11 protein-coding genes are annotated in these 13,964 nt (G+C 53.3%); 6 read left to right on the plus strand and 5 right to left on the minus strand.

All coding sequences use genetic code 11. The annotated features are described in order from the left end of the window. Positions 1 to 29: 29 nt before the first annotated feature. Positions 30 to 1,091 carry a YncE family protein gene (locus tag ACLJTG_RS02295; protein ID WP_023254360.1) on the minus strand — a complete coding sequence of 354 codons (1,062 nt, stop codon included), beginning with the start codon at positions 1,089 to 1,091 and terminating at the stop codon, positions 30 to 32. A 263-nt stretch (positions 1,092 to 1,354) separates the two neighbouring features. Between ACLJTG_RS02295 and pqqU the strand changes: the two genes are divergently transcribed. Continuing rightward, entirely contained in the window at positions 1,355 to 3,475 is a 2,121-nt protein-coding gene (gene pqqU, locus ACLJTG_RS02300; protein WP_198898133.1) for a TonB-dependent receptor PqqU, read from the plus strand. A gap of 66 nt (positions 3,476 to 3,541) precedes the next feature. Here pqqU and mcbR read toward each other — a convergent pair whose 3' ends face one another. Together mcbR and ACLJTG_RS02310 are read right to left on the minus strand one after the other, a co-directional pair. Continuing rightward, positions 3,542 to 4,207 (minus strand): colanic acid/biofilm transcriptional regulator McbR, encoded by a 666-nt coding sequence (gene mcbR, locus ACLJTG_RS02305; protein ID WP_410958879.1) that lies wholly within the window; start codon positions 4,205 to 4,207, stop codon positions 3,542 to 3,544. Positions 4,208 to 4,540: 333 nt separating this feature from the next. After that, positions 4,541 to 5,578 carry an NADP-dependent oxidoreductase gene (locus tag ACLJTG_RS02310; RefSeq protein WP_001517827.1) on the minus strand — a complete coding sequence of 346 codons (1,038 nt, stop codon included), beginning with the start codon at positions 5,576 to 5,578 and terminating at the stop codon, positions 4,541 to 4,543. Positions 5,579 to 5,801: 223 nt separating this feature from the next. Here ACLJTG_RS02310 and mddA point away from each other — a divergent pair, with 223 nt between their 5' ends. Both mddA and ACLJTG_RS02320 read left to right on the plus strand, forming a co-directional pair. Further along, positions 5,802 to 6,317, plus strand: a complete 516-nt coding sequence (mddA, locus tag ACLJTG_RS02315; RefSeq protein ID WP_000155373.1) for an L-methionine sulfoximine/L-methionine sulfone acetyltransferase — start codon at positions 5,802 to 5,804, stop codon at positions 6,315 to 6,317. Further along, a complete protein-coding gene (locus ACLJTG_RS02320) occupies positions 6,317 to 6,766 on the plus strand; it encodes a DMT family transporter (RefSeq protein WP_001076565.1) in 450 nt (149 codons plus the stop codon). The genes mddA and ACLJTG_RS02320 overlap by 1 nt, the downstream gene beginning before the upstream one ends. A gap of 4 nt (positions 6,767 to 6,770) precedes the next feature. On the opposite strand, the gene ACLJTG_RS02325 is transcribed toward ACLJTG_RS02320, so the two are convergent. Next, the gene (locus ACLJTG_RS02325) at positions 6,771 to 7,004 is read right to left on the minus strand and encodes a YdcY family protein (protein ID WP_000018720.1); all 234 of its coding nucleotides are present in this window, start codon (positions 7,002 to 7,004) and stop codon (positions 6,771 to 6,773) included. Positions 7,005 to 7,227: 223 nt separating this feature from the next. Here ACLJTG_RS02325 and srfA point away from each other — a divergent pair, with 223 nt between their 5' ends. From srfA to srfC, 3 genes are read left to right on the plus strand one after another with little or no spacing between them, the layout of a single operon-like run. Beyond that, positions 7,228 to 8,553: a virulence-associated effector SrfA gene (gene srfA / locus ACLJTG_RS02330; protein ID WP_198898134.1), complete on the plus strand. Its 1,326-nt coding sequence runs from the start codon at positions 7,228 to 7,230 to the stop codon at positions 8,551 to 8,553. A gap of 4 nt (positions 8,554 to 8,557) precedes the next feature. Next, complete coding sequence (locus ACLJTG_RS02335; protein WP_023218160.1) at positions 8,558 to 11,539, plus strand: virulence factor SrfB; 2,982 nt, start codon at positions 8,558 to 8,560, stop codon at positions 11,537 to 11,539. Then, positions 11,536 to 13,680, plus strand: a complete 2,145-nt coding sequence (gene srfC / locus ACLJTG_RS02340; protein ID WP_079957828.1) for a virulence-associated effector SrfC — start codon at positions 11,536 to 11,538, stop codon at positions 13,678 to 13,680. The genes ACLJTG_RS02335 and srfC overlap by 4 nt, the downstream gene beginning before the upstream one ends. A gap of 44 nt (positions 13,681 to 13,724) precedes the next feature. On the opposite strand, the gene ACLJTG_RS02345 is transcribed toward srfC, so the two are convergent. Then, positions 13,725 to 13,898: a GhoT/OrtT family toxin gene (locus tag ACLJTG_RS02345; protein ID WP_000171943.1), complete on the minus strand. Its 174-nt coding sequence runs from the start codon at positions 13,896 to 13,898 to the stop codon at positions 13,725 to 13,727. Between the last annotated feature and the right edge of the window lie 66 nt (positions 13,899 to 13,964).

A 13,964-nucleotide genomic window follows, 5' to 3' on the forward strand; every position in this document is an offset into this window, starting at 1 on the left:
CTGGAGGGGTTTCCCCCTCCATACCCTATTTACAGAGTAATGCGAATAACATCATCCGGCTGCGTCGCTTCCTGTTCACGTGTCGATTTCTGCTTCACGCTGACGTAGAGCGTTTTACCGTCTGCCGATAGCGCCAGGCTATTCGGGTACGTCGGCGTATCGAACGTTTTAACAACGTTATAGGTCTTCGCATCGATCACGCTGACCTGCCCTGCCTGACGATGCGTCACGTAAGCCTCGTTACGTGTCGGGTTAAACAGGACGGCCAAAGAAGCAGGCGCCGCGATTTTGGCAAGAATATTGCCATTACGGGTATCGACAACCAGGACTTCAGTCGCCTTCGAGTCGGTGATAAACGCGCGATGACCTGCGGTATCGAGACTCAGGTTAATAAAGAAGTGTTCTTTACCGTCATCCAGCAACTTCTTACGACTGAGAATTTTATTGCTGGCGGTATCGATGGTGATAAATTCGCCATCCGCATTGGTGGTGTACAGGCGTTGCGCTTTACTGTCGAGCGCCAGGCCCGTACTCATTTTGCCGGTATTTTCGATCGTCGTTTTCAGTTTGATGGTTTCGCCATCCACTACCCAAATAGCACTCTCTTTACCAACACCGCTAATGTAGATCGTGTTGGTCGCCGCATCGGCAACCAGCTCACGGGGCTGTAACGGACGAACCTCTTCAGTACGTTTGCGCGCATCAAGTACCAGACGACCTTTTACATCACCCGTTTTGGCATCAATCGCGGTAACAGCGCTGTTAATGGTATTGCCAAACCACAGCGTTTGGGTCGCGGCATTGATGGTGGCGCCGAACGGCTTGAGATCGTTATGAATCGCTTGCGTGATTTCCAGCGTCACCGGGTCGAGACGATAAACTACGCCGCCTTTATCCAGTTTACGGCTTTGCGATGTAGCCAGCCAGAGCGCGTTTTCTTGCTGACTCCAGGCCATCTCATAAGCGCCTTTGCCTACTGCTTTACGCAGCATGTCTTCCGCCGCCAGCGTGCTAAATGAGGATGCCACGAGGAGCGAACCTAACAATAAAGAACCACGCAGGCGCGGCGAAAAAAGATGACGTAAGTGCATGACGACTCCCTTTGATAAAAACGTGTATAGCTGCTTCACACTACTTCGCTGCGCGGGATCTTCGTTCCGCACTTATTATAAGTTGAGAATAATAATCATTATTTATCAGAAAGTGGAGCTTTTCCTCGCCTGCGAATGTCATAGCTCTTAAATACCGCACATTTTCTTAACTTAATGTGCGATTAAAATTTCAAAACTTTACATATTGACTACCCTTAATGTCACGTTTTCCGTTGATACGCTTACATTTATCCGGCATTTTCATGAAAATTATTTCCGTTAGACCGCGACTTTATCCCGCCCTCTTATTGCCTCTGACCTTCTCCCCGGTCCTTCAGGCCGCCAGCGCGCCCAATGAACAAACCATGATAGTCACCGCAACGCCGCAAACCGTATCCGAGCTGGATACACCTGCCGCCGTTAGCGTCATTGAGGGAGAAGACATGCGTCTGGCGACGCCGCGCGTTAATTTATCTGAGTCTTTAACCAGCGTCCCGGGATTGCAGGTGCAAAACCGGCAGAACTACGCGCAGGATCTGCAAATCTCTATCCGTGGATTTGGCTCGCGTTCCGCCTTTGGCGTGCGCGGCATTCGTCTGTATGTTGATGGCATTCCCGCCACCATGCCGGATGGACAAGGCCAGATTTCGAATATTGATATTAACAGCATACAAGACGTTGAAGTGTTACGCGGCCCCTTCTCAGCGCTATACGGCAATGCTTCCGGCGGCGTGATAAATGTCACCACCGAAACCGGGAGACAGCCGCCCACCCTTGAGGCCAGCAGCTACTACGGCAGTTATGGAAGCTGGCGCTATGGGCTAAAAGCCACGGGCGCGATGGGTGACGGCACACAGCCAGGCGACGTGGATTACACGGTATCGACTACCCGTTTCACCACCCACGGCTACCGCGATCACAGCGGCGCGCGAAAAAATCTGGCTAATGCCAAACTGGGCGTGCGCCTTGACGATGTCAGTAAACTTTCGTTGATTTTTAATAGTGTGGACATTAAGGCGGACGATCCCGGCGGACTCACCGAATCTGAATGGAAAGCCGATCCGCAACAGGCGCCGCGCGCTGAACAGTACAATACGCGTAAAACCATCAAACAAACTCAGGCAGGATTGCGTTATGAACGTCAGCTCAGCGCGCAGGATGATATCAGCGTGATGGCCTACGCCGGAGAGCGGGAAACCACGCAATACCAGTCTATTCCCCTGGTGGCACAGCTAAAACCAGCCCAGGCTGGCGGCGTAATTACACTGCAACGCCACTATCAGGGCATTGATTCCCGCTGGACTCACCGGGGAGAATTAGGCGTGCCGGTCACCTTCACTGGCGGATTAAATTATGAAAACATGAGCGAAAACCGCAAGGGTTACAATAACTTCCGCCTCAACAACGGCACCCCTGAGTTTGGGCATAAAGGCGATTTACGGCGGGATGAGCGTAACCTGATGTGGAATGTCGATCCTTATCTGCAAACCCAGTGGCAGCTTACGCAAAAACTCTCGCTGGATGCTGGCGTGCGCTACAGTTCCGTGTGGTTCGATTCTAACGATCACTATATCGCGCCCGGCAATGGCGATGATAGCGGCGACGCCAGCTATCACCACTGGCTACCCGCCGGATCGCTAAAATATGCGTTAACTGACGCCTGGAATCTCTATCTTGCTGCCGGTCGCGGATTTGAAACCCCCACTATCAATGAGCTTTCTTATCGCGCTGACGGCCAAAGCGGGTTCAACTTTGATCTCAAACCGTCGACCAATGATACGGTGGAAGTCGGCAGTAAAACGCGGATTGGCAATGGCTTGTTGACCGCCGCGTTATTTCAAACCGATACCGATGATGAAATTGTCGTCGCCAGTAGTATGGGAGGACGCACTACCTACAAAAACGCGGGCAAAACTCGCCGCCAGGGCGCAGAACTCGCGTTGGACCAGCGCTTCGCCGGCGACTGGCGGGTGAAAGCATCATGGACCTGGCTGGATGCGACCTATCGCAGTAACGTTTGTCAGGGGCAAAACTGTGATGGAAACCGAATGCCCGGCATCGCCCGTAATATGGGATTCGCCTCATTAGGTTTTATCCCGGATGAGGGGTGGTACGCCGGAACAGATGTTCGGTATATGGGCGATATCATGGCCAATGATGAAAATACCGCCAAAGCGCCTTCGTATACCGTTGTTGGACTAAATACAGGGTATAAATTTAATTACAGCCAGCTTACCGTCGATATTTTTGGGCGGGTAGATAATCTATTTGATAAAGAATATATCGGTTCGGTGATCGTTAATGAATCTAATGGCCGATATTATGAGCCAGCGCCAGGGCGTAACTATGGCGTGGGGATTAATCTGGCATGGCGATTTGAATAAATATCCGGCAAATATCCGGCAATAGCGGGGAATCCCCGCTATTGATAAGCCATAGTTACATGAAGGTTACATGAAATACTGATTTTTAATCGTCGCTACGTTTTGTTGCAAAACGTTCTGTAGGCAGTGGCGACTGGCTTCTTTATCACCAGTCACTAACGCATTAAGCAATTTTCTGTACAGATTAACGCCGTTTTGATAATCATCAAGTTTAAAATTATCATATAAAAAATGCAGGCTTGGCCCCAGGCGTACCCATAATTGCTCGATCATGGCATACAGCGTTGGCATATCCGCGTAGTGGTAGATCTCAAAGCGGAATGCGCGGTTGGCCAAAAGAATTTTCTCCATAATGCCACTTTCCAGCGCCTGTTGAAATTCATCTAATAGCGCATTCAGCATCTGCTCGCGATCCGGGGTAATCTTACCCGCAGCGGCGACCACCGCCATCTCCTCCAGGGCAGTACGAATCGTATTAATTTCCAGCAAACTTTCCAGCGAGATCTCCGGCACCATAAACGCCTGTGCTGGCGCCACCGCCAAAGCACTGGAAGAGACCAGCCTTAATAGAGCCTCACGCACCGGCGTAATACTGACGCCTAACTCTTGAGCAATATTTTTAGTGATAAGCCTTGCGCCTGGTTTTAATGCGCCAATAGACAATTGATGCTTTAACCGATTTTCAACCTGTGTGGTCAGGCTTATATGTTGTGTTTTTTCCGTACCCGGCATTTTCCTTCCTTCACCTCTTGGCAGAACAACATCGCAATCGAGTCCCGAAGAAGTTTCGGAACTTAATTGTAAAAAAGATAATCCAGGCCTGAACGGCCAAATAAATAAAAGTGATAATTTACTTGCGTGATATTCTCATCTTTTACAACAATACAGGTTTCTTTATGGCAACCGTTTTATCTCCGTCATTCCTTCATGTATCGAGATTTTTGACCAGTTCAGGCCGCTGAGGGAGATAAGCTGCCCCACCGCGATCTGAATGATGAATATAAGTAAAGCCGCAATTTTAAAATTTGCACATTTTTATGGCGACATAATGCCGCCATTTTTTCTTTACGCATCGTCCGCTAAACGTATCACGACTTTGCCAAAGTTCTTCCCCGCCAGCAGCCCCATAAACGCTTCTGGCGCATTTTCCAGCCCATCAGTAATCTGCTCCCGGTAATGTATTTTCCCTTCTTTGATCCAACGCCCCATTTCTTGCTGAAACTCATGTATCCGGTGACCATAGTCCTGGTTGATGATAAAACCTTGCAGACGAATACGCTTTTTAAGTAATGTCGCCATCAGCAGAGGCAGTCTGTCTGGACCGTCCGGCAACGCTGTCGCATTGTAGCCGCTGACCAGACCGCAGAGCGGAATCCGCGCCGACGTATTCAGTAGCGGTAAGACGGCGTCAAAGACTTTACCACCGACATTCTCATAATAGATATCGATACCCTGCGGGCAGGCCTGCGCAAGCTGTTGTGGGAAATTATCAGCGTGATGATCAAGGCACAGATCAAATCCCAAAACGTCTGTCGCATGACGGCATTTTTCCGCGCCGCCAGCAATACCCACGACCCGGCAGCCCTTCAGCTTGCCAATTTGCCCAACCGTTGCGCCTACGGGGCCGGTGGCGGCGGCGACAACCAGCGTTTCGCCCTCTTTCGGCTGGCCGATATCCAGTAACCCCATATAGGCGGTAAACCCCGGCATTCCTAAAATACCCAATGACCAGGAAGGATGTTGCGGATTATCACCCAGCTTTACTAACCCTTCGCCATCTGAAATGTCATAATCCTGCCAGCCATTGTAACTCAACACCCATTCGTCTGGTCGGTAATCAGGATGGTTCGACGCGACAACGCGACTGACCGTACCGCCAACCATAACGCAGCCAGGTTCCACAGGCGGCGCATAAGAGGGTTCATCGCTCATGCGGCCACGCATATAAGGGTCGAGTGATAAAAAAACGGTACGCAATAGCACCTGCCCTTCACCGGGCGTCGCGACGTCATCTTCTTCGAGGCGGAAGTTATCCATCTGCGGCGCGCCGTGGGGACGCGAGGCCAAAACCCAACGACGATTTCGGTTGGTCTGTTGCTTCATTCTATTCTCCTCATGCCTGGCATAATCCATCAATAATAGTCGAACATTCGCTATCTGAGGGAGTTAAACACTCTCAGATATCAGGCTGCTTTCACCGCGGGACGCTTTTATGAACGACTTTCTTCCCCCTCTCGCTAAATATGAATTCTTGCGCTAATTCGTTGATTTATGCCGCCTTCAATAGTATTTCTAACACTATCGTAAACATTCCCTGGGGTTCCCTATGACGATTCGCTTTGCCGATAAAGCAGACTGCGCCGCGATTACCGAAATCTATAACCATGCGGTATTACATACTGCGGCCATCTGGAACGATCGGACGGTCGATACGGATAATCGCCTTGCCTGGTATGAGGCCCGTCAATTACTGGGCTATCCGGTGCTGGTAAGCGAAGAAAATGGCGTGGTGACTGGCTATGCATCATTTGGCGATTGGCGCAGTTTCGACGGTTTTCGCTATACCGTCGAGCACTCGGTTTATGTTCATCCGGCGCACCAAGGGAAAGGACTGGGGCGAAAACTGCTCAGCAGACTGATCGACGAAGCCCGACGCTGCGGCAAACATGTGATGGTGGCCGGTATTGAGTCACAGAATGCCGCCTCGATACGCCTGCATCATTCGCTGGGATTTACCGTTACCGCGCAAATGCCGCAGGTCGGCGTAAAATTTGGCCGTTGGTTAGATCTTACGTTTATGCAACTCCAGCTTGATGAACACGCCGCGCCGGACGCCTGCTGATGAACCAGTCTTTGACGCTTATCTTTTTGATCGCCGCCGGCGTCGGGCTGGTGGTACAAAACAGTATTATGGTGCGTATTACGCAGACATCATCGACGATTCTGATCGCTATGCTGTTGAACTCGCTGGTAGGGATCGTTTTATTTGTGACGATATTGTGGTTTAAGCAAGGCGCTGCGGGTTTCGGCGAGCTGGTCGCCAGCGTTCGCTGGTGGACATTGATCCCCGGTCTGCTGGGGTCATTTTTTGTATTTGCCAGCATTAGCGGGTATCAGAACGTTGGCGCCGCGACGACTATCGCGGTACTGGTCGCCAGCCAGTTAATCGGCGGACTGGCGCTGGATATCGCGCGTAGCCACGGCGTCACGTTACGCGCAATGGTCGGGCCGGCGTTTGGCGCGCTGTTGCTGGTCATTGGCGCATGGCTGATTGCGAAGCGCCAGTTTTAATGGGTTACAGGATCGTGCCGCCTTTGGTGAGCTGCTCGCGGCGCGCGTCCCGATCTTCTTGATATTGCCTGCCGTGATGCGCGATAGCCGTGCGTAAACGCTGCTGCTGCACATAACGATCTTCGCGACGTAATTCAGCGTCATCGCTCAAGGCAATCAGCAATTCATTCATATGGGCAATTACGCTCTCCGCGATGGCGGCATCCACGCGGGCGCTCACTTCCTCCAGGTGCGACATAAGCTCTCCTACTCTTTATTCTGTAACAGCATGATTCGCCTATTATACGCGTTATTGTCGCCCGATGCGGTAATTCGCCGCTGCCCTCCTGATTTAACTTACGTCAAGTGAAAACACGGGGCTTAATAGACCGAGAATTCGCGCCTTTTTGCCTTTCTTCCGCCGTTTGCTTGCGTATAGACCCCGTAAAGTAGACGCGTGAAGAAGTCTAAGGGATAACAACGTGGCAAAATCTCTCTTGCGCAGCGGCAATCTGGATGATTATCAGGCCGTGGGCGGCGGCGGTCAGGCCGTATTTGAATCAGCATTGCAAATTCGCGAAACGCTTCGTCTGCGTAAACAGCAGGCGATGGTTGACTGTCTGGCGATTCCGCAACTTAACGATAATGGCGATCGGGTTGACTGGTATTCGCCGATTGAAGGTCAGGCGATAGCGTGGAAAGCGGCTGACGAAGAGACACGTTCTCGGGCTTTACGTTATTTAGCCAGCACTTTTGAAAGCGCGGCTGCACTCAGTCGCAAAAGTCTGCAATCCGGTAAAACAGCGCTCCAGCTATTTGGGTCGCTACTTGAGAAAGCGACGCAATTTCCCGGCGAAAATCATGTTTTCCTGGTTAACGGCAAACCGGTTATCACCTTCTGGGGATTCGTTAATCTCAACGAAAATACACGCGATGATATGCTGGACTGCCTGCGGGTAACCGAGGCAATCCCTGACATCCCGCTGGTCGAGCCGGAGCCGGAACCCGAAGCAAAGCCGTTGGTAGAGGCGGCATCTAGTCAGGCGGATGAACCGTTGTTAACGTCTGTCATTGAGCCGCCGAAAATGCCGGAGGAACCTGTTGCGCCGCCCGTTATCGTTAGCGAGCCGAAGCCGGCCGCACCTATCCCGGTTGCTGAGGCGAAAAGAGCTCGCCGTCTACCGCTGTGGAGCTTACCTGTCGCTGCCGTGGTTATCGCCGCCGTCGCCACGCCTTTTTTCTGGCCATCTTCATCCGTTGACGGGGCCTCTCCTGTTCGCGCCGCGCCTGTCGCTACTGCGAAAACTCACGTTACCCCATTGCCTGAACTCGCCGCGCATTTGCCGCTGCATCGCGCTGAGGTGACGCCCGCCCCCAAAGCGGCGCCGCTGCCGGAAGCGCCTGTTATCATTACCGCTATCCCCAAAGACGCGCTGGTGATGGACAGTACGCAGATGAAGCTTGGAACCACGCGCTTTTTAAACGGTAGCTGGCGGGTCAGCGTGGATGTCAAAGATCCGATTACCGGCAAGCCGCCCTCTCTGCGTTATCAGATCCAAAATAACAAAGGTATCGCGCGCGTAGTACATGGCGATAACGTGGTTTGTCGGGCGGAAATTTTCTCTGGTCTGCATCAAACGGGCGAGCTGATGATTAAAAGTCGCGGCAATGCGCGCTGCACCGACGGTTCACGTTATCCGATGCCGGAAATTACCTGTAAAGCAGGCGTCAATGACGTCGCAACCTGTACCGCCCGTTATGGCGACCACGCGGCAATTCCGTTGACGTTTAAAAAGATAGGTGCCTGATTTTATGTTGGTCAATCTGTGTGATTACAAACAGAGCGTCACGCTCATTGCAAACAGCGGCGTCCAGTTTCTTGATTTTGGCTTAACGCCGCAAGAGTCGGCCCACTACGGACGTTTTGTGCGCAAAACGGCAAACGGCCCGCTACTGCGCCTCGATTTTGATCTGACCAGCGGGCGCTACACGTTGCCTGGACGTGCTGGCGGCCAACCCGAAGTCGTGAAACCGGAAAGCACTCAGACGCTGCACTATTCTCTGGATGTACTCGACGGAATCTGGCTTCCCCTGCCGTTCCTGCGTTTTAATCCGCCGCGTACTTTTATTGACGGGCCGGATAACTGGGCGCGCATTCAGGTACGTAAACTCAGCGAGCCAGATAGCGCCGGAAACACACACCGGATCACCCTCGCCTTCGACAGTCAGCTGGCAAAAAATATGCCTGCGGCGTTGGCGCCTTGCGAAAACGATCTGCTCAATGGCACACGTTTTGCGCTCGCCTGGCAGGATGAAGAAGTTGCCGATTTTCTTGACCAGACATGGATTGACGGCTGGCTGCGCGAGTCGTTTCTTCAGTATGCCTCACAGGTGGAAAACCGTTCGGAACAGGCCATACAACAAGCGCTGCGTAGCTTTGAGTATCAGGCGCACTGGTTGAATTTACTGACGCTGTTAGGCGAACAGCTTACGGTGCCGGAAGTAAAGTTTGTGACACATACGTTAAGCACGCCCGCAATCCCGGTCGATCTGATTCTGGATGTCGGCAATACGCATACCTGCGGCGTCTTGATCGAGGATCATGGCGATGCAAATGACGGGTTACGCCAGACGGCAGAGCTTCAGGTGCGTTCTTTAAGCGAGCCGCAGTATCTGAACGATCCTTTATTTACCAGCCGGGTGGAATTCTCGGAAGCACGCTTTGGCAAGCAACACTTTTCTGTCGAAAGCGGACGAGACGACGCCTTTGTCTGGCCTTCCATTGTGCGTGTGGGCGACGAGGCTCGCGCCCTTGCTATGCAGCGTGTGGGCACCGAAGGCAGCAGCGGCATCTCCAGCCCGCGTCGCTACCTGTGGGATGAAACCCCCGCCTTGCAGGACTGGCGTTTTAGCCAGATCCACGGTAAAACGCAGCGCGAACCGCTTGCCACCGCGTTTCCGCTGATGAATCTGATGAACGATGACGGACAGCCGTTATTCCGCCTGCCGCATGAAGAAAGGCTACCGGTTTTTTCGCCGCAATACAGCCGTAGCACCTTGATGACGCATATGTTGTGCGAAATTCTGGCTCAGGCGCTGGGGCAAATTAACAGCGTCGCCACCCGGCTGCGGCTCGGCTTTCCCGCCTCGCCGCGCCAGCTACGCACCCTGATTTTAACGCTGCCTTCCGCCATGCCGAAACAGGAGCGAGAAATTTTCCGCCAGCGAATGTTTGAAGCACTGGCGCTGGTCTGGAAAGCCATGGGCTGGCATCCGCAGGATGAGGATTTCACCACGCCTAAGCAGCGTGAAAAAAGCGTGGTGCCGGTACCAGAAATACAGATGGAATGGGACGAAGCAAGTTGCGGCCAACTGGTATGGCTTTATAACGAAGCCATTTCGCATTACGCCGGGCGTACCGAATCCTTTTTTAATGCGCTGGCCAGACCGGATCGCCAGCCTGAACCCGGCGTCGTCCCCGGACGCGCGTTGCGCGTGGCATCGATTGATATCGGCGGCGGCACGACGGATATGGCGATCGTTCACTATCAGTTAGATGACGGCGTGGGGGCCAATGTAAAAATTACGCCTCACCTCCTGTTTCGCGAAGGTTTTAAAGTCGCCGGGGACGATCTGCTATTGGATATCATTCAGCGTTGCGTACTCCCTTCCCTGCAAACGGCGTTGCAACGGGCAGGCGTTACGGATGCCGCCGCCCTGCTGGCGACCTTATTTGGCGATTCGGGACGAATTGATACTCAGGCCATTTTGCGCCAGCAAACGGCGCTGCAATTATTTATGCCGCTGGGCCATGCGGTACTTTCCGCCTGGGAGCAAAGCGACATTAACGATCCGTTTGCCGGTTTACATGCGACATTTGGCGATCTGCTGATCCGCCGCCCAACGAGCAACGTGATGAACTATATCCAGCAGGCGATCGATCATGCCTTACCGTCTGGTTCGCCGACATTTGATATATTCAATGTGCCGTTGCAAATCCAGTTTAGCCAGCTTCAGGAGGCTCTGCTGGCCGGTCAGTTTACGCTGACAACGCCGCTTCATGCGGTCTGCGAAGCGATATCCCACTATCACTGCGATATCTTGCTGGTGACGGGGAGACCGACCTGTTTACCCGGCGTACAGGCGCTCATCCGGCACTTACAACCGGTGCCGGTTAATCGCATTGTGTGGATGGATAAGTATCAGGTACATGAATGGTATCCCTTCAGTCAACAAGGGCGTATCGGCAATCCAAAATCCACTGCCGCGGTGGGCGCGATGTTATGCAGCCTGGCGCTGGACTTACGTCTGCCGCGTTTCAATTTTAAAGCGGCTGATATCGGCGCGTATTCGACTGTGCGTTATCTCGGCGTACTGGATAATACCGTTAATACGCTTCGCGATGAAAACATCTGGTATCACGAGATCGATTTGGATAAACCCGGCGCAACGCTGGACGCACGCCTGCATTTTCCGCTACGCGGCAACGTGACGTTGGGTTTCCGTCAACTGGCGAACAGTCGCTGGCCGGCAACCCCACTCTATTGCCTGAGCATTAATTCCGCCGAACTGGCGAAAACCATCGCTGGCGACGGCGTACTGAATGTGCGACTGAAATTACGCGGCAGTAGCAAAGATAGCGCCCCGGAATCGTTCATATTAAGTGATGCCTGGCTCCAGGACGGGACGCCGGTCGCCGCCGATGCGCTGACATTAAAATTGAATACGCTGGCTGACCGTCGCCACAGCGGCAGCCACTACTGGATAGATAGCGGGAGTGTATACCTGAAATGACAAAACCGTTAAACGCCACCCAGGCTGTTATCGAGTGGGTTAACAACACGCGCCGTTACGCAACGCGGCTGGATGATGAAGCCGACGCTCTGCTGGCGCAACTTACGCTTGCCGCAGCGGATGAGTCAGCGCTCAACGCCGCCTGCGCATCACATGGCTGCGTCGGTCTGTACGGGTATGCGCAATCCGCAAAAGCGCATCTGTTAACGACGCTATGCGGTAACGAGAATGGCAAGCTGGAAATTATCACGCCGGACCGTGACTATGATTATTTCAGCCACATCAATCCGGGTCATGCGCCAGCGAATATGGCTATTCGCTTTACGCGCGACATTTTTTCAAACGAGAGCGGCTGGCCGTTGCGCCTGCGCTTGATCAGTGAAGCCGAACTGGTGCAGATCTTTATTGCCTGGACCAGCTCGTCCCCCGTTTGTCGCCAGGTCGAAAAATCCATTATCACATCACGCCTGGAGAAATGGCAATCGCTTCGCCAACCGCAGCCCGTCCCCGGCGTTACCGCTGAAGAGGTAGCGACCATCGCGAGTTTCTGGCGCTCTTGCCTGCCGTCCGCCAGACAACATATTGATGATGCGACATGGCAACACTTTGCCTCGCTCTTGCCTACGCTGGATCTCACGACACGGGCGCACGCCTGGGCATTACTGTGGGGAGAGCAACCAGAGATCACCCAGCAATGGCTGGCGCTGGCGCATATGTTGCAACAAACCGGCCATGCCGGGGAACTGGCGGCGCCGCTCAGCCTGCTGGTCGATCATTTTGGCTTACCGGCGGAAAACTTCCTGACGCAAATGGCGCTAACCGCCAGCGATACGCAAAGCGATGTGGTGGTGCATCCGGTTAAGGAAGGCCGACTGCTCAATGCGGTCAGCCTTTCGCTTGATTCTCTGGCGCTGCTTACCCGCGAACTGGTGCTAACCGTTGAAAATAGCGTACTGGATAACGTTGATTTACTGGATATTCCGGTCGCGCCAGACAGTCATCCTCATCCGTTATGGCGGGCGAAATTAGGCTGGATGCTGGCCCATTACCGTCAGCAGATACAGCCCGATGTTCTGGTGATTTGCAATGCTCTGGCATCTCGCTCGCAAACGTCCACTGCCGCCCGTCACTTACTGGAGTGGGTTAACGCCACGCAGCCGCAGCATGAATCAGCGTTACCCGGCGTCGTCTGGGCTATTACTCCACAGGATGCCCGTTTTGCCACCCAGCAAAATCTGGATGAGGCCGTCCAGCAGTTGATGGGTAAACCTGGCGTGCATTGGGGAACGTTGCAGGCGCTGGATAAACACAGTATGCAGCGTTTGGTGGAGTGGTTATCGCAGGCGACATCGGCACCACAGCGACAGGCGCGCTTACAGGCGTTACGCGCACAACTGCGAGGCCGCGTGCGCGATCTGTTACCGATGTTTGATGACGCGCGGCTACCGGTTGAAACCGTGATCCGGCGTCTTCAGGCCCAGGCCGCCAGACATGGCGACCTGCTGGCCGGGCTGTTACCGCCAGTACAGAATTTCGAAGCGTTGCTGCGCACCCGACAGTCGCGAGAAGAACAGGTCAGCGGTTTATTTAATGACGCGATCGATCTCTTTGCCGACGAACCAACGCGCGCTTCAGCGTCAGAAGGTCACGAAACAGGCTACCAGGCGCACAAAATGTGGATCAATCATCTGCGCCAGTGGGCCCACTGCCGGGATAATGCGCAGCGTCTGGGACTGGAACCGCAGATGCTCAACGCCGTGGCGGAGATTTTAATTACCGCCAGCTATCGCCTCGGTTTACCTCAGCAGTTACAGAAAACCATGCAGCGCGAGGAGGTGAGCGGCGCGCAGCTTCATGCCATCATTGGTAACTTCATCGCCTGGCTCGGCTACGCAAATATCGAGGAGGCCCAACGCCCGGCCAGCCGCGTTCAGAAAGGCGCAGCCATTTTCGCCGCAACGCCGCGTTCGACAATGTTACGTCTAACAAAGCTTGACGAACAGCCCGTTCACGCCGCCAGCCGCTATGTCTATGACTGGCTTGTTGCGCTGTATACCCTGGCCAATGAGAACGCAGGTTATCGACATCCGCAGGACGTTACCGACGTAGACAGAGCGCAATTAATTGCCCTGATAGCCTGACCTGGCGGAAAAACCATGCCCGGTAACCTGTATCGGGCTTGAGGTCAGAAAAGCGAAAACAGCAATGCGACGGGGAAACTTATCGGCCATGTCGCGCCAACCAAAAAGGCGCTCAGGAAACGAATTCGTTTTTTGTCATGAGTCAAAAACCAGGTGATCAGGGATGATATCACCGCCATGACGGCGTAAAAAATTAATATCTTTTGAAAGAGGGTCATATCAGGCATCCGCGCCAACCAGAGGAAAAAACGCGCGCAATATGCTCTTTTTATTTGACACACATC

Source organism: Salmonella sp. SAL00672, assembly GCF_046552175.1.
Lineage (GTDB): Bacteria > Pseudomonadota > Gammaproteobacteria > Enterobacterales > Enterobacteriaceae > Salmonella > Salmonella enterica.

What these genes read in the sequence shown, in the direction of transcription:
- pqqU (WP_198898133.1), top strand. Translation starts at nt 1,355, where the DNA reads ATGAAAATTATTTCCGTTAGACCGCGACTTTATCCCGCCCTCTTATTG.
- mddA (WP_000155373.1), top strand. Translation starts at nt 5,802, where the DNA reads ATGACGATTCGCTTTGCCGATAAAGCAGACTGCGCCGCGATTACCGAA.
- mcbR (WP_410958879.1), bottom strand. Translation starts at nt 4,207, where the DNA reads ATGCCGGGTACGGAAAAAACACAACATATAAGCCTGACCACACAGGTT.
- ACLJTG_RS02320 (WP_001076565.1), top strand. Translation starts at nt 6,317, where the DNA reads ATGAACCAGTCTTTGACGCTTATCTTTTTGATCGCCGCCGGCGTCGGG.
- ACLJTG_RS02335 (WP_023218160.1), top strand. Translation starts at nt 8,558, where the DNA reads ATGTTGGTCAATCTGTGTGATTACAAACAGAGCGTCACGCTCATTGCA.
- ACLJTG_RS02345 (WP_000171943.1), bottom strand. Translation starts at nt 13,898, where the DNA reads ATGACCCTCTTTCAAAAGATATTAATTTTTTACGCCGTCATGGCGGTG.
- ACLJTG_RS02295 (WP_023254360.1), bottom strand. Translation starts at nt 1,091, where the DNA reads ATGCACTTACGTCATCTTTTTTCGCCGCGCCTGCGTGGTTCTTTATTG.
- srfC (WP_079957828.1), top strand. Translation starts at nt 11,536, where the DNA reads ATGACAAAACCGTTAAACGCCACCCAGGCTGTTATCGAGTGGGTTAAC.
- ACLJTG_RS02325 (WP_000018720.1), bottom strand. Translation starts at nt 7,004, where the DNA reads ATGTCGCACCTGGAGGAAGTGAGCGCCCGCGTGGATGCCGCCATCGCG.
- ACLJTG_RS02310 (WP_001517827.1), bottom strand. Translation starts at nt 5,578, where the DNA reads ATGAAGCAACAGACCAACCGAAATCGTCGTTGGGTTTTGGCCTCGCGT.